Source organism: Sphingomonas sp. TX0543, assembly GCF_048565505.1.
In the GTDB taxonomy this organism is placed as follows: Bacteria; Pseudomonadota; Alphaproteobacteria; order Sphingomonadales; family Sphingomonadaceae; genus Sphingomonas.
Genome location: NZ_JBLZUS010000002.1, coordinates 2,486,848 through 2,512,612, shown reverse-complemented (window position 1 = coordinate 2,512,612; position 25,765 = coordinate 2,486,848). Strand labels below are relative to the sequence as shown.

Annotated in this window: 25 protein-coding genes and 2 tRNA genes; 14 read left to right on the top strand and 13 right to left on the bottom strand. The window is 64.9% G+C overall.

The features are described from left to right. Nucleotides 1-32 precede the first annotated feature (32 nt). The 5 genes from pgl to ACM61V_RS12580 all read right to left on the bottom strand — a co-directional run bounded on the left by pgl (nucleotide 33) and on the right by ACM61V_RS12580 (nucleotide 3,801). A complete protein-coding gene (gene pgl / locus ACM61V_RS12600; RefSeq protein ID WP_137786628.1) occupies nucleotides 33-740 on the bottom strand; it encodes a 6-phosphogluconolactonase in 708 nt (235 codons plus the stop codon). A 33-nt stretch (nucleotides 741-773) separates the two neighbouring features. Next, the gene (zwf, locus tag ACM61V_RS12595) at nucleotides 774-2,237 is read right to left on the bottom strand and encodes a glucose-6-phosphate dehydrogenase (RefSeq protein ID WP_419714039.1); all 1,464 of its coding nucleotides are present in this window, start codon (nucleotides 2,235-2,237) and stop codon (nucleotides 774-776) included. Nucleotides 2,238-2,253: 16 nt separating this feature from the next. Further along, nucleotides 2,254-3,171 (bottom strand): N-acetyl-gamma-glutamyl-phosphate reductase, encoded by a 918-nt coding sequence (gene argC / locus ACM61V_RS12590; protein ID WP_419714038.1) that lies wholly within the window; start codon nucleotides 3,169-3,171, stop codon nucleotides 2,254-2,256. After that, nucleotides 3,168-3,359, bottom strand: a complete 192-nt coding sequence (locus tag ACM61V_RS12585) for an SH3 domain-containing protein (protein ID WP_249341531.1) — start codon at nucleotides 3,357-3,359, stop codon at nucleotides 3,168-3,170. The genes argC and ACM61V_RS12585 overlap by 4 nt, the downstream gene beginning before the upstream one ends. A 70-nt stretch (nucleotides 3,360-3,429) precedes the next feature. Continuing rightward, the gene (locus ACM61V_RS12580) at nucleotides 3,430-3,801 is read right to left on the bottom strand and encodes a MarR family transcriptional regulator (protein ID WP_249341535.1); all 372 of its coding nucleotides are present in this window, start codon (nucleotides 3,799-3,801) and stop codon (nucleotides 3,430-3,432) included. Between the two features lie 203 nt (nucleotides 3,802-4,004). On the opposite strand from ACM61V_RS12580, the gene secG reads away from it, so the two are divergent. Both secG and ACM61V_RS12570 read left to right on the top strand, forming a co-directional pair. Further along, nucleotides 4,005-4,358 (top strand): preprotein translocase subunit SecG, encoded by a 354-nt coding sequence (gene secG / locus ACM61V_RS12575; RefSeq protein WP_137786668.1) that lies wholly within the window; start codon nucleotides 4,005-4,007, stop codon nucleotides 4,356-4,358. Between the two features lie 89 nt (nucleotides 4,359-4,447). Next, complete coding sequence (locus tag ACM61V_RS12570; protein ID WP_137786624.1) at nucleotides 4,448-6,082, top strand: CTP synthase; 1,635 nt, start codon at nucleotides 4,448-4,450, stop codon at nucleotides 6,080-6,082. On the opposite strand, the gene ACM61V_RS12565 is transcribed toward ACM61V_RS12570, so the two are convergent. The 5 genes from ACM61V_RS12565 to ACM61V_RS12545 form a co-directional block, all read right to left on the bottom strand. Further along, complete coding sequence (locus tag ACM61V_RS12565) at nucleotides 6,079-6,975, bottom strand: FAD:protein FMN transferase (protein ID WP_349290321.1); 897 nt, start codon at nucleotides 6,973-6,975, stop codon at nucleotides 6,079-6,081. The genes ACM61V_RS12570 and ACM61V_RS12565 overlap by 4 nt on opposite strands. 77 nt (nucleotides 6,976-7,052) lie before the next feature. Further along, nucleotides 7,053-7,889, bottom strand: coding sequence for a DUF4198 domain-containing protein (locus ACM61V_RS12560; RefSeq protein ID WP_137786623.1), 837 nt, complete (start codon nucleotides 7,887-7,889; stop codon nucleotides 7,053-7,055). Nucleotides 7,890-7,914: 25 nt separating this feature from the next. After that, nucleotides 7,915-8,397 (bottom strand): DUF2271 domain-containing protein, encoded by a 483-nt coding sequence (locus ACM61V_RS12555; RefSeq protein WP_171007567.1) that lies wholly within the window; start codon nucleotides 8,395-8,397, stop codon nucleotides 7,915-7,917. A gap of 12 nt (nucleotides 8,398-8,409) precedes the next feature. Next, a complete protein-coding gene (locus ACM61V_RS12550; RefSeq protein ID WP_137786665.1) occupies nucleotides 8,410-9,030 on the bottom strand; it encodes a PepSY-associated TM helix domain-containing protein in 621 nt (206 codons plus the stop codon). A gap of 165 nt (nucleotides 9,031-9,195) precedes the next feature. After that, nucleotides 9,196-9,269, bottom strand: a tRNA-Cys gene (locus ACM61V_RS12545). Between the two features lie 148 nt (nucleotides 9,270-9,417). Here ACM61V_RS12545 and ACM61V_RS12540 point away from each other — a divergent pair. From ACM61V_RS12540 to ACM61V_RS12515, 6 genes are all read left to right on the top strand, one after another. Next, entirely contained in the window at nucleotides 9,418-10,086 is a 669-nt protein-coding gene (locus tag ACM61V_RS12540; protein ID WP_137786622.1) for a protein-L-isoaspartate O-methyltransferase family protein, read from the top strand. A 9-nt stretch (nucleotides 10,087-10,095) separates the two neighbouring features. Beyond that, the gene (locus tag ACM61V_RS12535) at nucleotides 10,096-11,601 is read left to right on the top strand and encodes a TolC family outer membrane protein (protein ID WP_171007566.1); all 1,506 of its coding nucleotides are present in this window, start codon (nucleotides 10,096-10,098) and stop codon (nucleotides 11,599-11,601) included. Nucleotides 11,602-11,797: 196 nt separating this feature from the next. Beyond that, the gene (locus ACM61V_RS12530; RefSeq protein ID WP_419714037.1) at nucleotides 11,798-12,121 is read left to right on the top strand and encodes a DUF2497 domain-containing protein; all 324 of its coding nucleotides are present in this window, start codon (nucleotides 11,798-11,800) and stop codon (nucleotides 12,119-12,121) included. 64 nt (nucleotides 12,122-12,185) lie between these two features. Further along, nucleotides 12,186-14,231: a prolyl oligopeptidase family serine peptidase gene (locus tag ACM61V_RS12525; protein ID WP_419714036.1), complete on the top strand. Its 2,046-nt coding sequence runs from the start codon at nucleotides 12,186-12,188 to the stop codon at nucleotides 14,229-14,231. 40 nt (nucleotides 14,232-14,271) lie between these two features. Continuing rightward, nucleotides 14,272-17,019 (top strand): valine--tRNA ligase, encoded by a 2,748-nt coding sequence (locus ACM61V_RS12520; protein WP_137786620.1) that lies wholly within the window; start codon nucleotides 14,272-14,274, stop codon nucleotides 17,017-17,019. 95 nt (nucleotides 17,020-17,114) lie between these two features. Next, the gene (locus tag ACM61V_RS12515) at nucleotides 17,115-18,575 is read left to right on the top strand and encodes an MATE family efflux transporter (RefSeq protein ID WP_419714035.1); all 1,461 of its coding nucleotides are present in this window, start codon (nucleotides 17,115-17,117) and stop codon (nucleotides 18,573-18,575) included. Here ACM61V_RS12515 and ACM61V_RS12510 read toward each other — a convergent pair. Continuing rightward, on the bottom strand, nucleotides 18,559-19,458 hold the full coding sequence (locus ACM61V_RS12510; protein ID WP_137786618.1) for a diacylglycerol/lipid kinase family protein: 900 nt from the start codon (nucleotides 19,456-19,458) through the stop codon (nucleotides 18,559-18,561). The two genes, ACM61V_RS12515 and ACM61V_RS12510, sit on opposite strands and share 17 nt — an antisense overlap. Before the next feature lie 81 nt (nucleotides 19,459-19,539). Here ACM61V_RS12510 and hemB point away from each other — a divergent pair, with 81 nt between their 5' ends. Genes hemB through ACM61V_RS12495 form a run of 3 tightly spaced genes read left to right on the top strand, consistent with a single transcriptional unit; the run spans nucleotide 19,540 to nucleotide 21,577 of the window. After that, complete coding sequence (gene hemB / locus ACM61V_RS12505) at nucleotides 19,540-20,532, top strand: porphobilinogen synthase (protein WP_137786617.1); 993 nt, start codon at nucleotides 19,540-19,542, stop codon at nucleotides 20,530-20,532. Then, nucleotides 20,529-21,050: a GNAT family N-acetyltransferase gene (locus ACM61V_RS12500; protein ID WP_137786616.1), complete on the top strand. Its 522-nt coding sequence runs from the start codon at nucleotides 20,529-20,531 to the stop codon at nucleotides 21,048-21,050. The genes hemB and ACM61V_RS12500 overlap by 4 nt, the downstream gene beginning before the upstream one ends. Then, on the top strand, nucleotides 21,047-21,577 hold the full coding sequence (locus tag ACM61V_RS12495) for a GNAT family N-acetyltransferase (RefSeq protein ID WP_419714034.1): 531 nt from the start codon (nucleotides 21,047-21,049) through the stop codon (nucleotides 21,575-21,577). The genes ACM61V_RS12500 and ACM61V_RS12495 overlap by 4 nt, the downstream gene beginning before the upstream one ends. A 7-nt stretch (nucleotides 21,578-21,584) precedes the next feature. On the opposite strand, the gene ACM61V_RS12490 is transcribed toward ACM61V_RS12495, so the two are convergent. Further along, nucleotides 21,585-22,082 (bottom strand): hypothetical protein, encoded by a 498-nt coding sequence (locus ACM61V_RS12490; RefSeq protein ID WP_137786614.1) that lies wholly within the window; start codon nucleotides 22,080-22,082, stop codon nucleotides 21,585-21,587. Nucleotides 22,083-22,165: 83 nt separating this feature from the next. Here ACM61V_RS12490 and ACM61V_RS12485 point away from each other — a divergent pair. After that, nucleotides 22,166-22,242: transfer RNA gene (locus ACM61V_RS12485), tRNA-Arg, on the top strand. Nucleotides 22,243-22,413: 171 nt separating this feature from the next. Here ACM61V_RS12485 and ACM61V_RS12480 read toward each other — a convergent pair. After that, entirely contained in the window at nucleotides 22,414-22,620 is a 207-nt protein-coding gene (locus ACM61V_RS12480; protein WP_096613649.1) for a helix-turn-helix transcriptional regulator, read from the bottom strand. Nucleotides 22,621-23,390: 770 nt separating this feature from the next. On the opposite strand from ACM61V_RS12480, the gene istA reads away from it, so the two are divergent. Both istA and istB read left to right on the top strand, forming a co-directional pair. After that, nucleotides 23,391-24,917, top strand: a complete 1,527-nt coding sequence (gene istA, locus ACM61V_RS12475; RefSeq protein WP_419713735.1) for an IS21 family transposase — start codon at nucleotides 23,391-23,393, stop codon at nucleotides 24,915-24,917. Then, nucleotides 24,907-25,692 (top strand): IS21-like element helper ATPase IstB, encoded by a 786-nt coding sequence (gene istB / locus ACM61V_RS12470; RefSeq protein WP_419713736.1) that lies wholly within the window; start codon nucleotides 24,907-24,909, stop codon nucleotides 25,690-25,692. The genes istA and istB overlap by 11 nt, the downstream gene beginning before the upstream one ends. The last annotated feature ends 73 nt before the right edge of the window (nucleotides 25,693-25,765 follow it).

Genomic DNA, 25,765 nt, shown 5'->3' with positions numbered 1-25,765 from the left:
GATTGATCCTGGCCCGAAGAGCGGCGTGCCGCTCAGGGCGCCCAGTGGATATCCACCGGCAGTTCCGCATCCGCAAGCACCCGGCCGATCGGGTAAGGGGAACCAGCGCCCGCCGCGATGGCATCCTCGATCACCTTCTTCTTTGCCGCGCCCGTCACGGCAATCATCAGCGCGCGCGCCGTGACGATGCCCTGACGCGAGATGCTGACGCGTGCGACCGGCGCGTCCGATGGCAGCGGATCGGGCATGACGCCCAGGGCGCGCCGCTCGCGCGGGCCATTCAGCGCCTCATCATAATCGGCACCCGGAAAGATCGACGCGGTATGCCCGTCCGCGCCCACACCCAGCAGGCAAAGGTCGAGCGGCCAGTGCAGATCCTGCAAGAGCGCATCCGCCGAGCGCCCGGCGGCCTTATAATCGTCGACCGCCTTGGGCACGATCGGAATAACCCGCGCCCCCTTTGGAATGAAGGTCTTGCCGATCATCGTGACGTTCGAGAGCGGATCACCCAGCGGCACGATGCGCTCGTCGGTGGGCACGATCGTTACGCGCTTCCAGTCCAGCTTCGTCGCGGCGAGCTTTTCATACACCGGCACCGGCGTCTTGCCGCCGGCCAGCGCGATCACCGCCGCGCCGCGCGCATCGATCGCGCTTTCGATGATGAAGCCGATATCTCCAGCGACGGCATCGGCCATCTCGGCCGCGTCGTCATATTCCCACCATTCGATTTCTTCGCTCATATGCCTTCCAAACGCGGGATTTGCCGCAAAATATCAATCGTCGATCCAGGTGACGCCGTCCCGCTCGGTCAGCGCGATCGCGGCGGACGGCCCCCACGTTCCGGCTGGATAATGTTTCGGCTTCATGTCGTTGGCGACCCAGCCGGCGCGGATCGCATCGATCCACGTCCATTGCGCCTCCACCTCGTCGCGCCGAACGAACAGCGTCTGATCGCCCTCGATAAGGTCCAGCAACAACCGTTCATAGGCGATGCGACGGCGCGTGCCAGCGAATTCCGCGTCAAGGCTGAGGTTCAGCGGCACTTCGCGCAGGCGGATGCCGTCACGATCGAGGCCAGGTTCCTTCGCCATGACGAGCAGCTGGACATATTCTTCCGGCTGCAACCGGATGACGAGGATATTAGGCTGTAGCAGGCCACCGCGCCCCGTGAACATCGAATGCGGAACGGGCTTGAACTGGATCGCGATCTCGGAATGCCGTTCCGGCAGGCGCTTGCCGGTACGCAGGTAGAAAGGCACGCCCTGCCAGCGCCAGTTATCGATATGCGCCTTCACCGCGACGAACGTCTCGGTATTGGAATCCTTTCCGAGTTCCTCATCGTAACCCTTGACGATCTCGCCTTTGACCGCACCGCCGGTATATTGGCCGATCACCGTGTTCTGCGGCACTTCGTCCGGCTTCATCTGTCGGAGTGAGCGGAACACCTTGGCCTTCTCGTCACGGATCGCGCCAGTATCATAGCGGGCCGGCGGCTCCATCGCGATGAGCGCGACAAGCTGGAGGATATGGTTCGCCACCATGTCCCGCAGCGCGCCGGCGCCGTCATAGTAGCTCGCGCGATCCTCCAGACCGACCGTTTCCGACACGGTGATCTGGACGTTATCGATCCCGCGCGCATTCCACACCGGTTCGAACAGGGAATTGCCGAACCGCAGCGCCAGAATGTTCTGGACGGTTTCCTTGCCCAGATAATGATCGATGCGGAAGATGCGCTCCTCGGGAAAGACGCGCGCCACCGTATCGTTGATCTCGCGGCTGGAGGCGAGATCGTAACCTAGCGGCTTTTCCAGCCCGATCCGCACCGTATCGCCGGCAAGGCCAACCGTTTCCAGCCCGTTCACCGCCGGCTCGAACAGCGACGGCGCGGTCGACAGGAAGATGGCGAGCCCGCCCGACACGTCTCCCACCTTTTCCGCGAGCGGCTTGAACGTCTTCTGGTCCGAAAGGTCGGCCGGTTGGTACGACAGCCGATCCAGGAAACTGGCCACCGCCTTCCCGTCCTTGCGCTCGGCGGGCAAAAATTTGTCCAGTGCCTCCTTCGCGAATTTGCGAAATCCCTTGTCATCCAGATCGGACCGCGCGGAGCCGGTGATCAACAGATCCTCGGGCAGGAGATTGTCCGCGTGGAGACCGTAAAGCGACGGCAACAGCATCCGCTGCGACAGATCGCCGGTCGCGCCGAACAGAAGAAGCTTTGAGACGGGATTACGCTGCATCATCTTTCCCGAAGGGTCAGAGGGTAAGGCCCGCCAGCGGGTCCAGCCCCGCCATCAGGTTCAGATTCTGCACGGCCGCGCCGGACGCGCCCTTGCCGAGATTGTCCAGGCACGCGACGAGGCGGGCCTGCGCATCGTCCGGCCCGGCGAAGACATACAGATCGAGCCGGTCGGTTCCCGCAGCGCCTTCGCGCACCAATAGTTCGTCGGGCTGGTCGTCATGGACGGTGACGATCGGGCTGCCGCCGAACGCCGCGGACAGCGCCGCCACGATCGCTGCGCGATCCGGGCGCGCCGGCAGCAGCGCCAGCGGCAACGGCACCTCCACCACCATGCCTCGCAGGGCACGGATCACCATCGGCGCGAAGATCGGCGCATGCGCGAGGCCGGCATGACGCTGCATTTCGGGCAGGTGCTTGTGCGCCAGCCCGAAACCATAATCGCGATAGGCCAGCGTCTCGTCGCGTTCGAAACGTTCGATCAGCGCCTTGCCGCCGCCCGAATAGCCGGACACCGCATTGACCGTCAGCGGCCAGCTTGCCGGCACCAGCCCGGCGCGGACCAGCGGCGCGATCAGCGCGAGAAAGCCGGTCGGATAGCAGCCGGGGTTCGACACCAGCCGCGCATTGGCGACATCGAAGCCAAGCTCGGGAAAGCCGTAGGTCCAGCCGTCCGCGACCCGGTGCGCGCTGGAAGCGTCGATCACGCGGGTGCGCGGGTTGTCGATCATCAGGACCGCTTCCCGCGCGGCATCGTCAGGCAGGCACAGGATGACGAAGTCCGCATCATTCAACGCTTCGCGCCGCGCATCGCGATCTTTCCGGCGAGCCTCGTCAAGCAGAACGAGCGAGAGCCCGTCCCGCCTCTCGAGCCGCTCGCGGATTTCGAGGCCGGTGGTGCCGACCACGCCATCGATGAAGACACTCGCGCTCACTGCGTCGATTCCAGCAGGGTGGCGTCGACATAACCGACCAGACCGTGCGCGGTGGCGATTCCCCATCCGTCGTCCCCGGTCACATCGAGCAGCTCGAAAGCTTCGCCGGACGCGAGCTTCGCGATTACCTCCGAATCGCGTGCACGCGAGGCGCGCAGGTTTGTCGCGCGCGCGAGAACGCGCGGCACGGCAGCGGCGTAATGAGGCGCAAACACATATTCGGCGAGACGAACGTCCGCGATATCCGGGCGAACTGCGTTAGTCAGCGGATCTAGCGGGCGCGACCGGCCCGTCAGCGCGAACGTCCGCCGCGCGCGTGCCTGGCCGGACGGAAGCCCGCTTTGCATCGTCGATGAGTTGACCGAACTCCCCAAGAAAATCTGCCCCTTCGGATGTCTGCGCGACAAATATGTTGCGCTTGTCGCTGTCGTCGCGCTGTCGGCGCAGATAGCCGAGCGCACCCAGCCTGTTCAAGGCGCGCGTGACAACCGGTTTCGATACGTTCAGATTCTGGGCAAGACCGCGAACCGTGTGCGGGCCGGGCAATAGATAGACGACCATGAGAAGTGCCATCTGCCGGTTGGTCAGATCGGGCTCCCCCGAGCGTACGTAATCGACCAGCGTGTTCATCCACGAGCTCAACGTGCGCTTGGAAGAACTCGGCACAGGGGCGATCCGGTACGAAGGGGTCGACATGGGTACGTCCATGGCGCTTCAACGCCGTAACGCCGCGGTGGTTTCAGCGGTGTCGCGAATTCGCGATGGTTGATGTTGGCGGTGTGGTCGCCTATGTGCCCGGCGGTCGGCCCGCAGGCCAGTTTTTCGGAATTCAGATGTTCACCTTCCTTCTCGTCGTCCATGCCATTATCGCCGCCGCCCTGGTGACGGTGATCCTGATGCAGCGTTCGGAGGGCGGCGGGCTTACTTCGGGCGGCAGCCCCGCAGGGCTGATGTCAGCACGCGGCGCCGCGGATTTCCTGACGCGGGCGACGGCGGTGCTGGCCACGTTGTTCGTGCTCATGTCGATCGCACTTGCTGTCATCTCGGCGACGCGCAGCACCACCTCGGTCGATACCTCGCTGCAACGCGCGCCGGTCAACGCTCCGGCAGCCCAGCCGCAGCAGCCGGTTAACACCGCGCCCGCCGCGCCGCCGCCGGCCGATAACGGCGTGCCGCTGGCGCACTGACGCGGAACACCGTTTGCCGGATTTTATCGTGCCTGCGGGTCCGCAGGCGCTTGTCGTTTTCATTGGTTCGAGGCTAAGCGTTTACTCCCATGGCGCGGTTCATTTTCATCACCGGCGGCGTGGTCTCCTCGCTCGGCAAGGGTCTCATGGCGGCATCGCTCGCCGCGTTGCTTCAGGCGCGCGGCTATCGCGTGCGCATCCGCAAGTTCGATCCGTACCTCAATGTCGATCCAGGCACGATGAGCCCGTATCAGCACGGCGAGGTCTATGTGACGGACGACGGCGCCGAGACGGACCTGGATCTCGGCCATTACGAGCGATTTACCGGGGTGGCGGCGCGCCAGAGCGACAACATCACCTCCGGCCGGATCTATCAGCAGATCATCCAGCGCGAGCGACGCGGCGATTACCTCGGCGCCACTGTTCAGGTGATTCCGCACGTTACCGACGCGATCAAGGAATTCGCCAAGGCGGAGACGGATGATCTCGATTTCGTGCTGTGCGAGATCGGCGGCACGGTGGGCGATATCGAATCGCTGCCGTTCATCGAATCGATCCGTCAGCTCAAGAACGAGGTCGGGCGTGGCAACGCCATTTCGATCCATGTCACCCTGGTGCCGTATATCGCCGCCGCGGGGGAGCTGAAGACCAAGCCGACGCAGCATTCAGTGCGCGAGCTGGCGGCGCTCGGTGTGCAGCCGGATGTGCTGGTCTGCCGCTGCGAACAGCCGCTTCCGGCAGGCGAGCGCGCCAAGATCGCGTTGTTCTGCAACGTGCCCGAATCAGCCGTTATCCCGGCGCTTGACGCCAAGAGCATCTACGCCGTGCCGCTGCAATATCATGCCGAGGGCCTTGATTCGGAGGTGCTCCGCGCCTTCGGGATCACCCCGTCTTCGCCGCCGGATCTCACCCGCTGGAAGGAGATCGTCGATCGCCTGACCAACCCGGAGGGCGAGGTTACGATTGGCGTGGTAGGCAAATATGTCGGGCTGCAGGATGCCTACAAATCGCTCAACGAGGCGCTGGTCCATGGCGGCATAGCGAACCGGGTCAAGGTGAACATCCGCTGGATCGACGCGGAACTGTTCGAGGGCGACGATTCGGAAATCGCGGCGCATCTTGAGCCGTGCCACGCGATCCTCGTCCCGGGCGCATTCGGTGAGCGCGGTGCGGAGGGCAAGATCGCCAGCGTGCGCTTCGCCCGCGAGCGCGAAATTCCTTATTTCGGCATCTGCTTCGGGATGCAGATGGCATGTATCGAAGGCGTACGCGATCTCGGCGGGATCGCCGACGCCTCCTCGACAGAATTCGGCCCGACCGAAGAGCCGGTGGTGGGGCTCATCACGGAATGGATGGGCCGCGACGGGCTGGAGAAGCGCGAGGCGAGCGGCGATCTGGGCGGCACGATGCGGCTTGGCGCGTATGAAGCGGCGCTCGGTGGGAACAGCCGCGTCGCCTCGATCTATGGGGGCACGACGATCCACGAGCGCCATCGCCATCGCTACGAGGTCAACACCGCCTATCGCGATGTGATGGAGCAAGGCGGGCTGGTGTTTTCCGGGATGTCGCCGGACGGCACGCTCCCCGAGATCGTGGAGCGGCCCGATCATCCGTGGTTCGTCGGCGTGCAATTCCACCCGGAACTGAAATCCAAGCCGTTCGACCCGCATCCGCTGTTCGCAAGCTTCATCGAAGCGGCGGTGAAGCAGAGCCGGCTGGTCTAATCCGCCAGCATCGCGTGGAGAGCGGGGCTGAGCCGTTCCGCCCCGTCATCCAAGACGAGTCGCGCCGCGATGTGGTGGCGCGTGGCGAGGGCAAGGCCGGCAGACGCGCCCAGCACCACGAGCGCGCTCGCCCAGGCATCGGCATCCGTCGCGCTGGTGGCGACGACGCTGGCGGCAATAACGTCATTGGCGGGCGGTCTTCCGGTGCGCGGATCGATATTGTGATCGCCCCGCACATACCGTCCGGAGGTCGCGACCGCGATGCCGTGGAGCGCGATCCGCAGCGGGGGCAGGTCGAGCCCCGGCGGATTCTCCAGATCGACCCACCAGGGTTCCCCATCGGGCCGTATGCCGCGCCCGGCCAACTCGCCCCCCACCTCGACCAGCGCGTGCCGCAACCCGTGCGCCATAAGCAGATCGGTGATCGTGTCGGCGGCATATCCCTTCGCGATCCCGGACAGATCGAGCGACAGCCGGCCCGGCTGACGGAGGCTTTGCCGTGACGCGTCCCATGCCAGCCGCTCCCAGCCGCAGCGATCACGGGCATCGGCGATCGCGAGGTCGATCGGCACCGGCTGCGGCCCGGGTGGCCCGAAGCCCCACAGATCGACCAGCGCTCCGAGAGAGGGGTCGAACGCGCCGTCGCTGAGGCCGGCGATCAGCAGCGCCCGCGCGATTACCGAAGCGAAGTCCGGTGGCAAAGAAAACCACGTTCCCGGCGGCGCGCGGTTGAAGCGGCACAGCAGCGACGTATCATCCCAATGGCTCATCTCGGCCACCAGCCCGGCGAGTCGCGCGGCGATCGCGCGTTCGACGGCGCGCATGTCGCTGCCGTGCGGGGCGGAGACGAGAATGCGCCAGCGTGTGCCCATCGTCGCACCCTCCAGGGTCACGATCGGCGCCGTCCGATCGTGGCCTGCAAGAAGCGACGGATCGATCGCGGCTGGAAGCGCGATGCGAGGCGCGTGGCTCAGGGCGTCATGACCTCGAGCGTCGTCGCGTAGCTCATCCGCCGCTCGGTCGCCTTCGGGTTGCTGGTCCGCGCATCGGTGGCGGTGGCGTTGAGCCAGTACATCCCGGCTGCCGGCCACTTGAACGTCATCATGCCATCATTTCCGGTGATCAGTTCCACCGCGCCTTCCGCGTCGCGATAGCGCTTGCCGCCGGGGATCACCGTCACCTTTATTCCTGCCGCCGGCTTGCCGTCGATCAGGAAGCGAAAGCGCGCGGCCTCGCCCGATATCAGTTCATCCGGGTGGGTGACGGGATCGAGTTCCAGTCCCTTGCCGGTCGGCTTGAATACAGTGGTCGTCGGCTCACCGGCGGTGACGAAGATCTCGTTGCGGCCGAGCGTTTCGACGATCTTCACGTCGGTGGCGTTCGCCGGAATGTCGTTGATCGTCAGCGGGGCGGGCGCGCCGGGCTGGGGCGGGCCGCGACGGCCGATACGCTGCTCCACGCCATTCGCCTTGAAGCTGCCCATGAAGCCGGTCATCTCGGCGCCGATCTTCCAGGTGCCCGGCTTGTCGAGCTTCACATCGAATACAGCGCGATAGCGGCCGGTCGCGCCGTTCTGGATCGCGCCGGGCGTGCCGTCCGGCTGCGATACCTTGATCGATTCGTTCCGGCCCGGCTGGTGATCGGCGAAAAACAGGTCGTTCGATACCGCATTGTCCACCGTCACCCAGCTGTCCGTGCCGGAAAAGACCGTGCCCGACGGCAGCAGCCACATGCGATGCGCGGAAAGAGCGGCCGGCATAGAGAGCAGCGCGGCGGCGGTAAGCAGGCGTGTTGTCAGCTTGTTCATGGTCATGCTCCCGGGAAAGGCGTGCTCAGCGGACCTCGATCGTGCCGAGTTCGTGGCTGCCACCCGCGCGGCCTTTCGCGGTGGGCACCGTCAGGGGGACGGATACGATCTCTCGCCCGCCCGTCTCGCGCGCTGCCTCTGCGTTGAGCACATAGGCGCCCGGCTTCAGATCGGCGGGCAGGGGGATCTGATACTGGCCCGGAGCACGCGTCGCACCGCTGACGCCGTTCGCGGGCAACGACAGGCTGCGCCCCCCCTTGCGCCACCAGGCACGCAGGTCGGACAGCCATTTTGTGCCCGGCTCCTTGCCGCCCTTCTTGACGTCATACCAGACCGCGAGGGTTCGCGCCGCGCCGCCGCCTGCCGGCTCGAGCCATATCGCGACATAGGGCCGGTGATATTCCGCGACCGACAGCCGCGGAATGGTGATGGTGATCGTTTCCGCGTTCGCGGAAGCGGACACGATTGCTCCTCCCAGCGTCAGCATCAGCGCGGAACTCGAACGCATCGTAAAATCCTTTCAATGGATCAGGAACAGGGCAATCAGCCCCGGGATCACCAGCCCCGCGCCGACCAGCGGCCAGGTCGACGGGCGATGGCGGGCATGAAGCTGCAGCAACAACAGGCCGGTGATCGTGAACAGGATGCAGGCGCCGGCGAAGGCATCGATGAACCAGAACCATGCGTCGCCCGCATTGCGGCCCTTGTGAAGATCGTTGAGATAGGAAATCCAGCCACGATCGGTGATCTCGGCCGTTATCTTGCCGCTCGCGCGATCGATACTGACCCACGCATCGCCACCCGGGCCCGGCATCGCGACATAGACTTCGCTGTCGGACCATTCCCCCGCGCGGGCCATCGGATCGAGGCCGACCTCATGCTTCACTGCCGTGGCGACCTGCGTCGGCAGCGGTGCGTCATTGCTTCGCGGATGGGCGAGCGCGGCGCGCAGCGGGGGCGGAAGATCGCCCGACCGCTGCTGCACCGCTGGCGAAGCACCGATCGACGCGGCATGATTCAGCGTGATTCCGGTGATCGCGAACAGCAGCATGCCGATCAGCGACACCGCCGCGCTCACCCAATGCCATGTGTGAAGCTGTTTCAGCCACCAGGTGCGCACGCGCCGGCGCGGCGGGCGCATTACTGGGGCAGAGGGAGCGGAGCCGGTCACGGATGTTGCCGTAGCGACCCAATCGGCGGCAGGCAACAGCTATTGCGAGGCACTCGCGATATCTCGCCGCATCAACGCGATTCGCGCGCAATCGTCCCGCAAACGGCGCGGGTTTCACGGTCTCATGGCGGAAGATGGAGGCCCGACCGGGAATCGAACCCGGGTGCAAGGATTTGCAGTCCTCTGCGTCACCACTCCGCCATCGGGCCTCGATATGCGGGAGCGGGCTGATGCGTCGGCGGCAGCGCCGTGTCAAGCGCGCCGCAATGGTTGGCCTCGCGCCGGGGACGCGATACAAGCCGCATGAGCGCTTTAGTGTATTGCGCGAATAAAACAGTTGTGCGACAGGGCATGTTGATGATGGCGACCACTACCTTGACGAATGATTTCGAGGCGATGCGCACCGCAATGGTGGTGAGCCAGCTGCGCCCCAACGCGGTGAACGATCCGCGCGTCGTGACGGCGATGGCGCGGGTTGCGCGTGAGAAATTCGTGCCGTCCGAAGCGGCCGCGCTTGCCTATCGCGATACATCTGTCGCTCTCGGCAATGGCCGGTCGGCGAACCTGCCGATCGCGACTGGCCGGCTGCTGACAGAGGCGCGGCTGCTTCCTGGCGATCGGGTGCTGCTGATAGGGGCTGCGACCGGATATACGGCGGCGGTGCTCGCCGGTTTGGTTGCGCACGTCGTCGCGGTTGAGAGTGACGCCGATCTGCTCGCGCGCGCGCGCGCCGCGCTCGCCGATACAGCCGCAGTCGAGCTGGTCGAAGGCCCCCTGGAACAGGGGTACGCGGCCGGTGCGCCCTATGACGCGATGATTGTCGATGGCGCCGTGGAAGAATTGCCTCAGAGCCTGATCGTGCAACTCCGCGAAGGGGGACGGGTCGCGACCGGGCTGATCGATCGCGGCATCACGCGGCTGGCGACGGGGCGACGCACGGGCACCGGGTTCGGGGTCGCGGATTTCGCCGATATCGAAACGGTGGTGCTGCCGGGGTTCGCGCGGCGGCGCGGGTTCAGTTTCTGAGGTATTAAGGTGGGCCGCTACACATCCATCCTCGCGCTTGCCGCGACGCTCGCCGGGCCGGCTTCTGCGGAAACGCTCCGAGAGGCGCTCGCCAAGGCATATCACGACAACCCCACGATTACTGCGGCGCGTGCACAGCAGCGCGCGACCGATGAGAACGTGCCGATCGCCAGGGCGGCCGGACGCCCCGGCGTGGCCGCGACAGGATCCGTGGCGGAGAATGTGATCCGCACCGGTAATTCCTTCACCACGCCGGAGCGGATCGGGCAGGGATCCGTATCGCTCAACGTTCCGATTTTCTCTGGTGGTGCCGTGCGCAACTCGGTTCGCGCGGCTGAAACGCGTGTCGAGGCGGGGCAGGCCGGGCTGCGCGGAACGGAGGCCACCACCTTCACGAATGTCGTCAGCGCCTATAACAACGTGTTGCGCGACGAGGCGATCGTCAGCCTGAACGCGCAGAACGTTAAGGTGCTTGAAACCAATCTGAGGGCGGCGCGGGATCGCTTCCAGGTCGGCGATCTGACCCGCACCGATGTCGCCCAGTCCGAGGCGCGATTGAGCCTCGCACGCGCGCAGTTTCAAAGCGCGCAGGCGACATTGATCTCCAGCCGCGAGAGCTATGTCCAGTTCGTTGGTGACGCGCCGGGAATGCTGGAGCCGCCGCCACCATTGCCCAATCTTCCAGCAACGCCCGATGCGGCGGTCGATGTAGCGCTGCAGGACAATCCGACTCTGATCGCTTCCCGCCGGCAGCGCGATGCGACGCGCTATGATGTGAAAGTGGCGCAGGCGGGCCGCCTGCCGACGGTCGGCGTCGGTGTTGGCGAGAATTACACCAACTATCTGGGGTCGCTGGGTGCGGGCACAGGGCTTGGCGTGGGGCAGAGCGGTGCCTCCACCTCGGTGGGTCTCAATCTGTCGCTGCCGATCTTCCAGGGTGGGCGCCCCGGCGCACAGATCAGGCAGGCGCAGGCGTTACGCTCGCAGGCGATCGAGAATACAACCGCCGCCGAGCGGCAGGTCATCGCGCAGACGCGCTCCGCTTTTGCCGTTTGGCGCTCGGCACTTGAAGTGATCCAGTCGTCCGAGGCTGCGGTGAGCGCGAATCGGCTGTCGCTGGAAGGCGTCCGCGCCGAAAACAGTGTCGGCAACCGCACGATCCTGGATATTCTCAATGCCGAACAGGAATTGCTCAACAGCCAGGTGACGCTGGTGACGGCGCGACGCGACGCCTATGTCGCGGGCTTCGCGCTGCTTGCCGCGATGGGTCGCGCCGAGGCGCGTGACCTGGGGCTGGATGGCGGACCGCTCTACAACCCGGCCGATAACTACAATGCCGTGAAAAACCGTTTTTCCGATTTCGGCAGCGCGCCGTCGCCCACGGAAATCTCGCCGACTACAGCGAAAGTGCCCGCGCAGAACGCCACTGTCACCCGTCCGCTTGATCCCGAGCTTGATACAAGTGTTGACAGGAGCGCGCCATTAACCACAGGTGAGCATACACCGAACCGCTAAACCGGCGCGTTCGCGAAGCAATGGTGGAACGTCGCGTATGGGGGACGCTAGCGCCGAGCCGTCGATGGAGGACATTCTGTCCTCGATCAAACGGATCATCGCCGAAGAGGGAGAGAGTGTGCAGCGGTCCCGCCGCCCGTCGGTCCGGCCTGTTCCCTCGATCGTTCCCCCGCCGCCCGCCAACGAGCCGGAAGAGGTGCTGGAGCTGAGCCATCCCATGCCGACCGTGCCCGAATCACCGCCGCCAGTGGCGACAGCCTCTTTTGCCCCCCCAGAACAACCGATACGCAAAGGCGAGGCCATTGTGTCGCAGCAGACAGCCGATGCCACGCGCGGCGCGCTCGACGCATTATCGCGATTGCTGGTGAAGCCGGAGCCGGAAAGCGATGGCACGCTTGAGGGGCTGGTGCGCGAGATGTTGCGCCCGATGCTGCGCGATTGGCTCGACTCGAACCTGCCGGTGATAGTCGAATCGATCGTGGCCCGCGAAATCGCGAAGATCACGAACACCGGCCGCTGATCGCCGCGCGAATCGCGCACGGAAAGATTGTCGCAGAAGAGACGATCTGCTCTATCTTTGCGGCATGAAAGCGCTTTCCGTCGCGAGTCTGCTCGCCATCGCCACTGCCGTCGCTGTTCCCGCCTCGGCGCGCCCGCTCACCATCGACGACGTGACAATGCTGTCGCGTGTCAGCTCGCCGACCGTTTCCGCCAATGGCAAATGGCTTGTCTGGTCGCAGCGCGAAACCGATCTCGCTGCCAACAAGGGGCGGTTTGATCTCTGGAAACTCGACCTGACGAAGCGCGGCGCGCAGCCCGAGAAGCTGGTCGCGGATCCGGCGGTGAACGAAAGCAACCCGCAGATCGTCGGCGATACCGTTTATTTCTCGTCCGATCGCGGTGGCGATGATGCGATCTGGGCTGTGCCCGTTACGGGGGGCACGCCGCGCCGGATCACCGATTTCAAGGGCGGTTTCGGCGGGTTCAAGGTGGCACCTACCGGCGACCGTGTCGTCGTCTGGGCTGACCGCCGCCCCGGCGCGCCGTCGCTCGAGCCGGCCAGGGAAAAGAAAGACCCGAACGCCGGCGAAGCACGAACCTACGATCAGCTTTTCGTGCGACACTGGGACACATGGGCGGACGGCACGCGCTCGCAACTTTTCGTCCTTCCGCTTTCGTCGGCCGGAGCGCCCGGCAATGGCAAAGCGATCGTCGGTGCGCTGGTCGGCGACACGCCTTCGAAACCTTCCGGCGGCGGCGAGGAGCTGAGCTGGTCACCAGACGGCAGGACGATCTATCTCGCGATGCGCGAGGCGGGGCGAATCGAGCCGCTGTCCACCAATCTCGATATCTTCGCGGTGCCAGCCGATGGCAGCGGCGCGCCGGTGAACCTTACCGTTGCCAACAAGGCGACTGACAATCAGCCGGTCGTTTCGCCGGATGGGCGCAGGCTGGCGTGGTTCGCGATGCGTCGTCCCGGCTATGAGGCGGACCGTCAGGTGCTGACGATTCGCGATCTGGCCTCCGGCAAGACGGTGTCGCTCACCGAACGCTGGGATCGCTCGGTCGGCTCGATCGCCTGGGCGCCCGATTCGAAATCGCTCTACGTCACGGCGGAGGACACGCAGGAAAATCCGCTGTGGCGCGTCGATGCGCAGAACGGTCAACTCACCCGCCTGACGCAGGAGGGCAATGTCTCTTCCGTCAGCGTCACGCCGGGCGGCGTGATCGTGACGATGAACAGCCTCACCGCACCGGATGATTTCTATCGCATCACCGGCACGGGTGCTCCGGAACGCCTGACCTCCGTCAACGCGGCGAAGCTGGCTGGCGTGGATATGCCGGAGGTGACGCGATTCAGCTTCAAGGGCGCGAATAACGATACTGTGTGGGGCTATGCGGTGAAGCCGGTCGGCATCACCGGCAAGGCGCCGATCGCTTATATGGTGCACGGCGGTCCGCAGGGTTCTTCAAACAACAGCTGGTCCTATCGCTGGAATCCGGCGGTGTTCGCGGGTGCGGGTTATGGCCTGGTCGCGGTCGATTTCCACGGCTCGACTGGCTACGGGCAAGCGTTCACGGATGCGATCCGCAGCAATTGGGGCGGCTGGCCGCTGGAGGATCTGAAGAAGGGCCTCGCCGCCGCGACGGATAAATTCCCGTGGATGGACGCCAATAACGCGTGCGCGCTTGGCGCCTCTTATGGCGGCTATATGATGAACTGGATCGAGGGCCAGTGGCCCGATCGCTTCAAGTGCATCGTTGAGCACGACGGCGTGTTCGATGCCCGGGCCATGGCCTACGAAACCGAGGAGCTGTGGTTCGACGAATGGGAGCACGGCGGCAAGGCCTATTACGAGGATCCGGCCGCGTTCGAGAAATGGAATCCGGTGAATTACGTCGACAGGTGGAAGACGCCGATGCTCGTCATCACCGGCGAGAAGGATTTCCGCATTCCTTATACACAGGGCCTCGCCGCCTTCACCGCGCTGCAGCGCCGCGATATACCCTCGCGGTTGATAGTGAACCCCAACGAGAACCACTGGGTGCTGAAACCGCGCAATTCGCGGCAATGGTATCGCGAGGTGCTGGGCTGGATGGGCAAGTGGACAGGGAACGGCGCGCGATAGCGCGGCTTTTCTTTTGGCGTGTCCCGGCTAAAGCCGGGGCATGACCGAACTGCCCAAGACCTTTGATCCCGCCGCAATCGAATCCCGCTGGTATAGCCATTGGGAGGATAATGGCCTGTTCCGTCCAGACCGGCCTGGCGCGGAACCCTGGACGATCGTCAACCCGCCGCCCAATGTGACCGGATCGCTGCACATCGGGCATGCGCTGGACAACACCCTGCAGGATATCCTCGTCCGCCACGCGCGGTTGAAGGGCAAGGATGCCTTGTGGGTGGTCGGCACCGATCACGCAGGCATTGCGACGCAGATGGTGGTCGAGCGCCAGATGGCCGAGCGGCAGGAGAAGCGCACCAATTTCTCGCGTGAGGATTTCGTCGCCAAGGTGTGGGAATGGAAGGCGGAAAGCGGCGGCGCGATCACGCGCCAGCTCCGCCGCCTCGGCTGCTCGATGGACTGGGCGAACGAACGTTTCACGATGGACGAGGGCTTCAGCAAGGCGGTGCTGAAGGTGTTCGTCGATCTGCACCGGCAGGGCCTGATCTATCGCGACAAGCGCCTGGTGAACTGGGACCCGGGCCTCGGCACCGCGATCAGCGATCTGGAGGTCGAGACCCGCGAGGTTCAGGGCAAGTTCTGGCACCTGCGCTATCCGCTGGAGGACGGCAGCGGCTTCATCTCGGTCGCGACGACGCGGCCCGAAACGATGCTGGCCGACATGGCCGTCGCGGTGAACCCGGAGGATGAGCGGTACAAGGCGCTGATCGACAAGCGCGTGAAGCTGCCGATCACCGGCCGGCTGATCCCGATCATCCCCGACGAGCACGCCGATCCCGAACTCGGATCGGGCGCCGTGAAGATCACGCCGGGGCATGATTTCAACGACTTCGAGGTCGGCCGCCGCGCCGGGATCGAGGCGCGCGACATGCTCAACATGCTCGATGCCAAGGCGCAGGTGACGCAGGTGGCGGACGACCTGATCCCGGCGGACCTGATTGGCATCGACCGCTTCCAGGCGCGCAAGCAGGTGGTGCAGCGGCTTGAGGACGAGGGCTTTCTGGAGCGCATCGAGGATCGCGTGATCCAGACGCCCTATGGAGACCGCTCCGGCGAGGTGATCGAGCCGTGGCTGACGGATCAATGGTATGTCGACGCCGCGACGCTGGCGAAACCGGCGATCGAGGCGGTGACCTCCGGCAAGACGCGCATCGTGCCGAAGACGTGGGAGAAGACGTATTTCAACTGGATGGAGAATATCCAGCCGTGGTGCGTCTCGCGGCAATTGTGGTGGGGGCACCGCATCCCGGCGTGGTTTGGGCCCGCTAAAGCGGAAGACGAAAATCCAGCGGTCCGGACTTTTAGTTTCGGCACAAAAATCTTCGTCGCGGAAACCGAGGATCATGCGCTCGCTCAGGCCCAAGAATATTACGGTGCAGGTGTCGAGGTAGATGTCGTAGACGCTGACAAGGCGTTTCGGTCGCCGGGGGGGATAGGGGAATTACCCGAGCGTAAGGTTATCTATCGCGACCCCGACGTCCTCGACACCTGGTTCTCCTCCGCGCTCTGGCCGTTCGCCACGATGGGCTGGCCGGAGGATGCCGACCCCACGCTCCACGGCCGCTACCCCAATGACGTGCTGATTTCCGGCTTCGACATCCTGTTCTTCTGGGACGCCCGCATGATGATGCAGGGCCTGCATTTCATGAAGGATGTGCCGTTCCGCACGCTTTATCTACACGGGCTGGTCCGCGCCGCCGATGGCGCGAAGATGTCCAAATCGAAGGGCAATACGGTCGATCCGCTCGGGCTGATCGATAAATATGGCGCGGATGCGCTGCGCTTCTTCATGGCGGCGATGGAGAGCCAGGGCCGCGACATCAAGATGGACGAGAAGCGCGTCGAGGGATATCGCAACTTCGCGACCAAGCTGTGGAACGCCAGCCGCTTCTGCCAGGCCAATGGCATCGGCGGCTCGACGACGCTGGAGCCGCCCGCGGCGAACGCGGCGGTCAACAAGTGGATCGTCGGCGAGTGCGTGAAGGCGATCCAGTCGGTCGATCTGGCGCTGGCGGAACTGCGCTTCGATGCCGCCGCGAACGCCATCTATCATTTCGTGTGGAGCCAGTTCTGCGACTGGTATCTGGAACTGATCAAGGGCCAGATCGATGACGAGACGCGCGCGGTGGCGGGCTGGGTGCTCGATCAGGTGCTGGTGGTGTTGCATCCGTTCATGCCATTCATCACCGAGGAACTGTGGCACGCGCTCAGCCCGCGGGAACATGAACTGATCGTCGCGAAATGGCCCATACCGGATGCGCGCGCGATCGATCCGGCCGCTGCGGCCGAGGTGGATTGGCTGATCCGGCTGGTGAGCGATGTTCGTTCGAGCCGAACTGAACTCAATGTGCCACCCGGTGCGCGACTGCCATATGCCGTTTCCGAACCGGGCGCGGAAACCAGCGCGCGGCTTGAGCGCAACGCCGCCACGATCGCCCGCCTCGCGCGGATCGCGCCGGGCGAGGTGACGGGCGGCAGCGCGCAAGTCGTGGTGGATGAGGCGACCTATCGGCTCGGTCTGGGCGAAGTGATCGATCTCGACACCGAACGCGCGCGGCTCGCCAAGGCGATCGCGGCGGCGGAGAAGGAACGGGATGCGCTGGCGGGGCGGCTCGGCAACCCGAGTTTCGTTGAGCGGGCCAAGCCGGAAGCGGTGGAAAAGGCGCGCGCCGATCATGCGGAGAAGGCCGCCGAGGCAGAGCGGCTCGGGGCGGCGCTGGCGCGGCTAGGATAAGATATTCGCCGGCGCGCGGCCGGCGTTAGCAGGACGGGCGACAGGCGGCGCCGTTTCCGCCCTTGAGGAGTCTGGCGCAGGTGGCGGATCAGGACATGAAGCAAGCGCCGCCCGCCGCCCCGCACGGCCATGCGCGTAACCTCACGAGCGGGCCGATCGGGCGCGCGCTGCTGCTGTTTGCGCTGCCCACGCTGGCATCGAATATCCTCCAGTCGCTCAACGGCTCGGTCAATGCGATCTGGGTCGGGCGGTTTCTGGGGGAGGGGGCTCTCGCGGCGACCTCGAACGCGAACATCATCATGTTCCTGACGTTCGGCGCGGTGTTCGGCTTCGGCATGGCCGCGACGATCATGGTCGGCCAGAACTGGGGCCGGCGCGATGTGGATGCGGCGCGGCGCGCGTTCGGCTCCGCGATCGGGCTGGTGCTTGGCACGGCGATCGTGGTGGCAGCGCTCGGCTGGGCGTTCGCGCCGGAAATTCTCCACCTGCTCGCCACGCCGGCGGGCGCGTTCGTGCCTGCGCTGGCCTATCTTCGGGTTATCTTCCTCGCCTTGCCGGCATCGATGCTGCTGGTGCTGATGTTCATGGGGCTGCGCGGCACGGGCGATTCGGTGACGCCCTTGTGGTTCATGGCGCTATGCGTGGTGCTTGATGCGGGGCTGAACCCGCTCCTCATCATGGGGGTCGGACCGTTTCCCCGGCTCGGCATCGCCGGATCGGCGCTGGCGACGCTGATCGCCAATGTCGTCGCGCTGGCGGCGCTGGTGCTGCACATCCAGACCCGCAACCTTCCGCTTCGTCTCAAAGGAGCGGAACTACGCTATATCCTGCCGGATCCAGCGCTGGTGCGAACGATCGTTGGCAAAGGTCTTCCGATTGGGGCGCAGATGCTGGTGCTGTCCACGTCTTCGCTGGTGATGATCGGGCTGGTCAACCGGCACGGCATCGATACGATCGCCGCATACGGCATCACCCAGCAACTATGGAATTACGTGCAGATGCCGGCGATGGCGATCGGCGCGGCGGTTTCTGCCATGGCAGCGCAGAATATTGGCGCGGGTCGGTGGGATCGCGTGACTCGGATCACGCGCGCGGGCCTGGTGTTCAATCTGCTGATGACGGGAACGATGGTCATAGCGGCGCTGCTGTTCGACCGTGCGCTGCTTAGCCTGTTTATCGGCGCAGGCAGCCCGGCGGTGCACGTCGCGCAGCATATCAATCTGATCGTCACCTGGGGCCTGATCCTGTTCGGCGCGACGATGATCCTGTTCGGCACGGTTCGCGCAAATGGTGCGGTGTGGGGGCCGCTGGTGATTCTGGCGATTTCGATGTTTCCGGTTCGTCTGGGAATTGCGCTGTTGCTGGATCCGGTCTGGGGCGCGGATGCTTTGTGGTGGAGCTTTCCGCTGGGCTCGATAATGAACCTCCTGCTCGCGGTGCTTTATTATCTATATGGCCCGTGGCGGCGCGGCGGGCTGCTCGTGGTCGAAGAGCAGGTCGCCGAGCGCAGCCATGCCGATATCGAGCCTGGCAGTAATTTCAAGCCGGCGGTCTAGGCTGCTCCAGCGGCGCCATTACGTCGATCGCCCCTGCGGCAATATGTGCCGTCACCGGCGTGCGGGCGAGAATTTCGCCGTCGATCGAAATCGGCAGCGGCGGCTCGGTGGATATTTTCAGGGATTTGCCGGTGAAGCTGATCGTATCGTGATGTCGCGACTCATGCCCGACGAAGCTGGCTGCCCAGTTCTTCACGAGCCCGCGCTTGTAGCGGCCGGTGACGGCCTGAACCACGATCTGGCCTGAATCGACCTTCGCTTCGTCCACCAGCCAGGTGCCGCCGTGATACGGGCCATTCGAGATCCGCACCTCCACGACCCGCATGCGCTTCTCGCCGCTGCCGTCATCGACGATCAGCGTGAACGGCTTGAAATGCGTGAACTGATAGGCGGCCCAGCCGAGATAGCCGACCCGGCCGAAATAGCGCTTCAGCCGATGCGGCACCGTTTCAGCTATCTGCGGGCTGATCCCCATCGCCGCACAATTGGCGAAATAATCGTCATCGATCATGCCGAGGTCGATCCGGCGCGGCCTGCCATTGGCGAGTACGTCTATCGCTCCATCGATGTCGAGCGGGATGCCGAGGGTGCGCGCGAAGGAATTGGCGGTGCCGAGCGGTAGCACCCCCAGGATCACATCCTTGCCCACCAGAAGGTCGACCAGCCCGCTGATGGTGCCATCCCCGCCGCCGAGGATCACCAGGTCCGGCTTTTTCGCGAGCGCGCGTCGCACGGTTCGCTCCAGATGCTCGGGGTTCTCGACTGCGTGCGCGTCCACCGGGAATGGCAATTCGTCCAGCCGACGGCAGGCGCGTTTGAACAGCTTCTGCCCTTTGCGCGATTTGGCGTTGACGATGAGGGCGGCGCTTTTGATCCCGGTCATGGGCGGGGGAACGCACCAGCATCGGTTTCGGCTCCGTAACGCTTGCCCGGCGCGGCGCGAAGGCGCATGTCGCATGGCGCTATGCACGCCCCATTTCCCGCGCTTCGCCTTCGCCGCACACGTACAGCCGACTGGAGCCGTCGGCTGCATCGCGAGACTCTGCTGACAGCTGCCGACCTGATCTGGCCCCTTTTCATCACTGACGGCCACGGCGTGGAGGAGCCGATCCCAAGCCTGCCGGGCGTATCGCGTTGGTCGGTCGACGGCATCGTCGCGCGCGCCAAAGAGGCGCTTGATCTCGGCATTCCGTGCCTTGCGCTTTTTCCGAACACGCCGGCGAGCCTGCGTACGGATGACGGGCGCGAGGCGCTCAACCCCGACAATCTGATGTGCCGCGCGATCCGCGCGATAAAGGATGCGGTGCCCGAAGTGGGGATCCTGACCGATGTGGCGCTCGATCCCTATACCGCGCATGGCCATGACGGGCTGGTCGATACCGCCGGCTATGTCCTCAACGACGCGACGGTGGAGGTGCTTGTCGGCCAATCGCTCAACCAGGCAGCGGCGGGCGCCGATATCATTGCGCCATCGGACATGATGGACGGCCGCATCGGCACGATCCGCGCCGCGCTTGAGGGGGCGGGGCACGTCAATGTCCAGATCATGGCCTATGCCGCGAAATACGCCAGCGCCTTCTATGGCCCGTTCCGTGATGCTGTCGGGAGCCGCGGGCTGCTGAAGGGCGACAAGAAGACCTATCAGATGGACTATGCCAACGGCGACGAGGCGCTACGCGAAGTGCGGATGGACCTTGCGGAGGGGGCCGACAGCGTGATGGTGAAACCGGGCCTGCCCTATCTCGACATCGTCTGGCGGGTTAAGGAGACATTCGGCGTGCCGGTGTTCGCCTATCAGGTATCCGGCGAATATGCGATGATCGAGGCGGCGGCGGCGGCGGGTGCCGCTGATCGCGACGCGCTGGTGCTCGAGACTCTTGTGGCGATGCGTCGTGCCGGATGTTCGGGCATCCTGACCTATCACGCCGCTCATGCGGCAAGGTTGCTCAATGCATGATCCAGACGGAGCGCCTGATTCTGCGTCGCTTCGAGGGGCGCGACCGCGCGCCGCTTCACGCGATGTGGGCCGATCCGCGTGTGATGGGCGATCTCGGCGCACTGAAGAGCGCTGAGGACAGCGATGCGGCGCTGGCACGCCACGCATCATACCATCCGTTGGGTTTCTTCGTCGTCGAACAGCGTGACAGCGGCGCCACTATCGGGTTCTGCGGGCTGAAACCGGGCGCCCCGGACACGCCGATCGCTGGCATGCTCGAGGTGGGCTGGACGCTGGCAGCGCCCTTTTGGGGTTCGGGCTATGCGCGCGAGGCGGCTGCGGCGAGCATCGCCTGGGGCTGGACGAACGGCGACGCGGACGCGATCGTTGCGATAACGGCGCGACGAAACGCCAGGAGCCGCAAGCTGATGGAGCGACTTGGGATGTCGCATTTGCCGGCGATGGACTTCATGCACCCGCTCTTCGCGGCCGACGATCCGCTACGCGACACCGTAACCTATCGGATCGAGCGACCGTGATCGAAACGGCGCGCCTTCTTTTAAGGCGCTGGCGCGATGCGGATGCCGAGCCGTTCTTTGCGATGGGGCGGGATGCGGAGGTGATGCGCTTTCTCGGGCCGCCGATGTCGCGCGCGGATTGCATGGCCGTGATCGAGGGGCAGAACGCGCTCGCTGACGAGATCGGCACCTGCTTCTGGGCGATCGAGCGGCGCGCCGACGGGGCGTTTCTAGGGTTTTGCGGGATCAAGCCTGGCCCCGCCGGTACGCCGGTAGCTGACGAGCCGGAAATCGGCTGGCGACTGGCACGCGCCGCGTGGGGGCAGGGCTATGCGCTGGAGGCAGCGGAGGCATCGCTCGATCATGGCTGGGCCACGACTGAATGGCCGCGCGTCTCGGCGATAACCGTGCCGGCGAATGAGCGGAGCTGGGGCTTGATGATCTGCCTTGGCATGTCGCGCGATGCTGCGGGTGATTTCGATCATCCCGCGCTCGACCTGCACGACCCGCTGCGTCGCCATCTGAATCGTATCACTCGCCCTTGCTGACGCGGGCTCAATTCGCCGGAGCGAGCCGACGCTGCATCGTCGCGATTCGTGTGGCAGAAGCTTCAGCGGCCGCCTGCGCCGCCTCGACCGCGCGATCGAGCGCCGGATAAGGCGGGGCGAGCGTGACGGCGCGATCGGAGGCCAGCTGTTCCAGATCCGTAAGCGCATCAACCTGCCGCGCGCGTGCTGCGTCGAGGTCGGCAAGGGCGGTCTGTGCCTCAAGCCACGCATCGCTGCCGGCCGGCGCGCGCGCGGCGGCGCTGGTCAGCCGGTCGGCCCGCGCACTCGCCGTATCGAAAGCGTCGCCTGCCTCCTTCACGGCAGCCTGCGCGGTGCTGATCCGTGAATCGAGCGCGGGGTCCGCGGTCACCGGAGTTGGCGCCGGGGCGAGTGGCTCGCGAAAATCGAGCTGCTCGCCGGATCGCGGCAGCAGCGAGGGATAATCGCGCTCGGCGCATCCGGCCAGCAAGGCTGCCATAAGCGCAAGGGGAAGGAATTGCTTCATCCCTTCGCGCTCTACGAGGCGAGAAAAGTGTACGCAACGCTCTTGCGCAACTCGAAACCCCCTTCTAAAGGAGCGCCTCCCAAGCGCCCGTAGCTCAGCTGGATAGAGCATCAGACTACGAATCTGAGGGTCGGACGTTCGAATCGTTCCGGGCGCGCCATTTTTCAACGGGTTAGCAGGGGCCATCCCTCACCCGAGTGGCTCTAGGTAACATTCTAGGTAACACACCTCCTCCAGCGGGGAGATGAGGTGTCGCGGCTTTGCTGAGTGACTCGGTCACGTTCGCCTCCAGTTCACCGATCTTACGCCCTCTTTCCTCTGCCCTCGAGTTCTATCGGACCTGCTTCGAAGGGCGACTGTCGATCCAATGGTCGATATCGCTTACCATCCACGCGACGGCGCGTGGCCCCAGCTTGCGAGGGCGAGGGAAGCAGCCATCCTCCATCATTCTGTAGATCGAAGACCGAGCAAGCCCGGTGCGGAGCTTGACCTCCGGCAGCCTGATCAGTCGAGTCGGCGTTTGCACTTCGTTGGTCATGTTCTGCTCCAGCAGGATGACCCCTTCCAGCTCGAGCGTAAGTCGCGTGCATCCGTAATTGGAAGCCTTGAGGCTGCGTTGGAACGCACGGTGCGCCTCTCAGAACCTGCCGTCGCGGCAACGGCGAAGGCCCTCGCGGCAGGTCGCATCTCAAAGGAAGGCGGCATTCCTCCGAGCGTGAGGACCGCGACAGCTGTCGCGGTGAATCGAGAAGAGCGATTGTGCGCTGCTTAGTATCGCAGCGAATGCGCCAGCCGCAGATCACACGGCTGCTTGGCGTTTAAGGTCCAGCCGCTCCTAGCGGCGTCTCGTCAGGCAGCCGCTTGTTCGGGTGACGCAGCAAGCAGATATTCGTTGGCGCCACATTGCGCACGATGATCGCCAGTTGCGCCTCGCATTCTGAGCACTGAAGCGGGCGCTCCTTTCCATATCAGCACGCTTAAGCTCTGGACCGCGAGTGCCTGTCCAGATTTTGCCGGGATCGGTACCGAACGTCGATTTAGAGCGCTTGAGTGCCCCGGCAGGGTGAATACCAAAGCACATCCTTGAAAGGGTTTGCCGGCGCGTGCGCCTGAACGCGCCGCCCGACGCACCTGGGGAACCACCGCACCGGGGGCATGTTAGCGCGGCTGCCCCTAGGTTCGAAGAACTAGGCGCTGTTGATTTCCGCTGAGAGCTGACCCGGGAAGGTCCAAAGTTTCCACTGAGAAGTGACCCATGTTCTGAGCTTCCCCCTGGCATTTGCGTCGGGGGATCAAGGAGTGATCGACATGGCGTTATTGAGCGTAATCCGGCGCTGGCATTTCCGCGAAGGGATGCCGATCCGGGAGATTGAGCGACGCACCGGATTGTCGCGCAACACGATCCGCAAGTACCTGCGCGCCGGCACGGTAGAGCCGAAGTTCAAGGTTCCCGAGCGGCCAAGCAAGCTGGACCCGTTCGCCGAGAAGCTGTCGGCATGGCTACGGATCGAGGCGGGCCGGTCGCGTAAGCAGCGGCGCACCGCCAGGCAGATGCACGCCGATCTGGTCGTGCTGGGCTATGACGGATCCTACAACCGCGTCGCGGCCTTCGTTCGCACCTGGAAGGCCGAGCGGCAGCGTGATGCCCAGACCAGCGGCCGCGGTACTTTCGTCCCGCTGGCGTTCGCGCCGGGCGAGGCGTTCCAGTTCGACTGGAGCGAGGACTGGGCGATCATTGCCGGCGAGCGGACCAAGCTGCAGGTGGCGCACAGCAAGCTGTCGCACAGCCGGGCGTTCATCGTCAGAGCCTATCTGCTCCAGACCCACGAGATGCTGTTCGATGCGCTGACCCAGGCGTTCCGGGTTCTCGGCGGCGTCCCCCGGCGCGGGATCTTCGACAACATGAAGACCGCGGTCGACCGGATCGGTGCCGGCAAGGTCCGGCAGGTTAATGCCCGGTTCGCGGCGATGGCCAGCCACTACCTGTTCGAGCCGGATTTCTGCAACCCGGCCGCCGGTTGGGAGAAGGGACAGGTTGAGAAGAATGTCCAGGATGCCCGGCGCCGACTGTGGCAGCCGCTGCCCAGCTTCCCCGATCTGGCGGCACTCAACGCCTGGCTCGAACAGCGCTGCATCGAGCAATGGGGCCAGATCCAGCATGGCGTCCTGCCCGGCACGATCGGCGATGCCTGGGCCGACGAGGTAGTCAGCCTGATGCCGTTGGGGCGGACCTTCGACGGCTTCGTCGAGCACGCCAAGCGGGTCTCGCCGACCTGCCTCGTGCACTTCGAGCGCAACCGCTACAGCGTGCCGGCATCCTTCGCCAACCGGCCGGTCAGCCTACGCGTCTACCCTGACCGAATCGTCATCGCCGCCGAAGGCCAGATCCTGTGCGAGCATGACCGGATCATTGAACGCTCGCACCACCTGCCGGGGCGGACGGTCTATGACTGGCGGCACTATCTGGCGGTGATCCAGCGCAAGCCTGGCGCCCTGCGCAATGGCGCGCCCTTCGCCGAGCTGCCTGATGCGTTCCGGCGGCTGCAGGGCCATCTTCTCAAGCGCCCCGGCGGCGACCGGGAGATGGTCGAGATCCTCGCCCTCGTCCTGCAGCACGACGAGCAGGCGGTGCTTTGCGCCGTCGAGCTGGCGCTCGAAGCCGGCGTTCCGGCCAAGACCCACATCCTCAACATCCTGCACCGGCTGACCGACGGCAAAGCTGGCACCCCGCCGAGAATCGACGCCCCACAGGCGCTGAGCCTGGTCCGCGAGCCCAGGGCTAACGTCGAGCGCTACGACGCGCTCCGCAACAAGGAGACCGCCCGTGCGTCATGATCCTGCCAGCGCCGCCGTCGTGGTCATGCTTCGCGGTCTGAAGATGTACGGCATGGCCCAAGCCGTCAGCGAACTCGTCGAACAGGGGGCGCCGGCCTTCGATACCGCGGTGCCGATCCTGTCACAGCTGCTCAAGGCCGAGGTCGCCGAGCGCGAGGTCCGCTCGATCGCCTACCAGATCAAGGCCGCCCGCTTCCCGGCCTACAAGGACCTCGCCGGCTTCGACTTCGCTTCCAGCGAGATCAATGAAGCCATGGTTCGCCAGCTGCACCGCGGCGAGTTCATCGACGGCGCCCACAACGTCGTGCTGATCGGCGGGCCGGGCACCGGCAAGACCCACATCGCCACCGCGCTCGGCATCCAGGCGGTCGAGCATCATCGCAAGAAGGTCCGCTTCTTCGCCACCGTTGACCTGGTCAACGCGCTCGAGCAGGAAAAGGCCATGAACAGGGCCGGCCAGCTGGCCGATCGGCTGCTGCGTCTCGACCTCGTGATCCTCGATGAGCTCGGCTACCTGCCGTTCAGCTCGTCAGGCGGGGCATTGCTGTTCCACCTGCTCAGCAAACTCTACGAGCGCACCAGCGTCGTCATCACCACCAACCTCAGCTTCAGCGAGTGGGCCGGCGTGTTCGGCGATGCCAAGATGACGACCGCGCTGCTCGATCGGCTCACGCACCACTGCCACATCCTGGAGACCGGAAACGACAGCTTCCGCTTCAGAGCCAGCACCGCCGCCGCGGCGCCCAAACCACGAAAGGAAAAATCGCCAGCTTGACCCATCACCCGCATCGCGGGACATATCTTCAACCCGGGTCACTTCTCGATGAAAATCCCGGGTCAACTCTCAG

Excerpts from the sequence above, each read along its gene's own strand:
- pgl (WP_137786628.1), bottom strand. The coding sequence starts at position 740 with ATGAGCGAAGAAATCGAATGGTGGGAATATGACGACGCGGCCGAGATG.
- zwf (WP_419714039.1), bottom strand. The coding sequence starts at position 2,237 with ATGCAGCGTAATCCCGTCTCAAAGCTTCTTCTGTTCGGCGCGACCGGC.
- ACM61V_RS12580 (WP_249341535.1), bottom strand. The coding sequence starts at position 3,801 with ATGAACACGCTGGTCGATTACGTACGCTCGGGGGAGCCCGATCTGACC.
- secG (WP_137786668.1), top strand. The coding sequence starts at position 4,005 with ATGTTCACCTTCCTTCTCGTCGTCCATGCCATTATCGCCGCCGCCCTG.
- ACM61V_RS12570 (WP_137786624.1), top strand. The coding sequence starts at position 4,448 with ATGGCGCGGTTCATTTTCATCACCGGCGGCGTGGTCTCCTCGCTCGGC.
- ACM61V_RS12560 (WP_137786623.1), bottom strand. The coding sequence starts at position 7,889 with ATGAACAAGCTGACAACACGCCTGCTTACCGCCGCCGCGCTGCTCTCT.
- ACM61V_RS12555 (WP_171007567.1), bottom strand. The coding sequence starts at position 8,397 with ATGCGTTCGAGTTCCGCGCTGATGCTGACGCTGGGAGGAGCAATCGTG.
- ACM61V_RS12550 (WP_137786665.1), bottom strand. The coding sequence starts at position 9,030 with ATGCGCCCGCCGCGCCGGCGCGTGCGCACCTGGTGGCTGAAACAGCTT.
- ACM61V_RS12540 (WP_137786622.1), top strand. The coding sequence starts at position 9,418 with ATGATGGCGACCACTACCTTGACGAATGATTTCGAGGCGATGCGCACC.
- ACM61V_RS12525 (WP_419714036.1), top strand. The coding sequence starts at position 12,186 with ATGAAAGCGCTTTCCGTCGCGAGTCTGCTCGCCATCGCCACTGCCGTC.
- ACM61V_RS12520 (WP_137786620.1), top strand. The coding sequence starts at position 14,272 with ATGACCGAACTGCCCAAGACCTTTGATCCCGCCGCAATCGAATCCCGC.
- ACM61V_RS12515 (WP_419714035.1), top strand. The coding sequence starts at position 17,115 with ATGAAGCAAGCGCCGCCCGCCGCCCCGCACGGCCATGCGCGTAACCTC.
- ACM61V_RS12510 (WP_137786618.1), bottom strand. The coding sequence starts at position 19,458 with ATGACCGGGATCAAAAGCGCCGCCCTCATCGTCAACGCCAAATCGCGC.
- hemB (WP_137786617.1), top strand. The coding sequence starts at position 19,540 with ATGCACGCCCCATTTCCCGCGCTTCGCCTTCGCCGCACACGTACAGCC.
- ACM61V_RS12500 (WP_137786616.1), top strand. The coding sequence starts at position 20,529 with ATGATCCAGACGGAGCGCCTGATTCTGCGTCGCTTCGAGGGGCGCGAC.
- ACM61V_RS12490 (WP_137786614.1), bottom strand. The coding sequence starts at position 22,082 with ATGAAGCAATTCCTTCCCCTTGCGCTTATGGCAGCCTTGCTGGCCGGA.
- ACM61V_RS12480 (WP_096613649.1), bottom strand. The coding sequence starts at position 22,620 with ATGACCAACGAAGTGCAAACGCCGACTCGACTGATCAGGCTGCCGGAG.
- istA (WP_419713735.1), top strand. The coding sequence starts at position 23,391 with ATGGCGTTATTGAGCGTAATCCGGCGCTGGCATTTCCGCGAAGGGATG.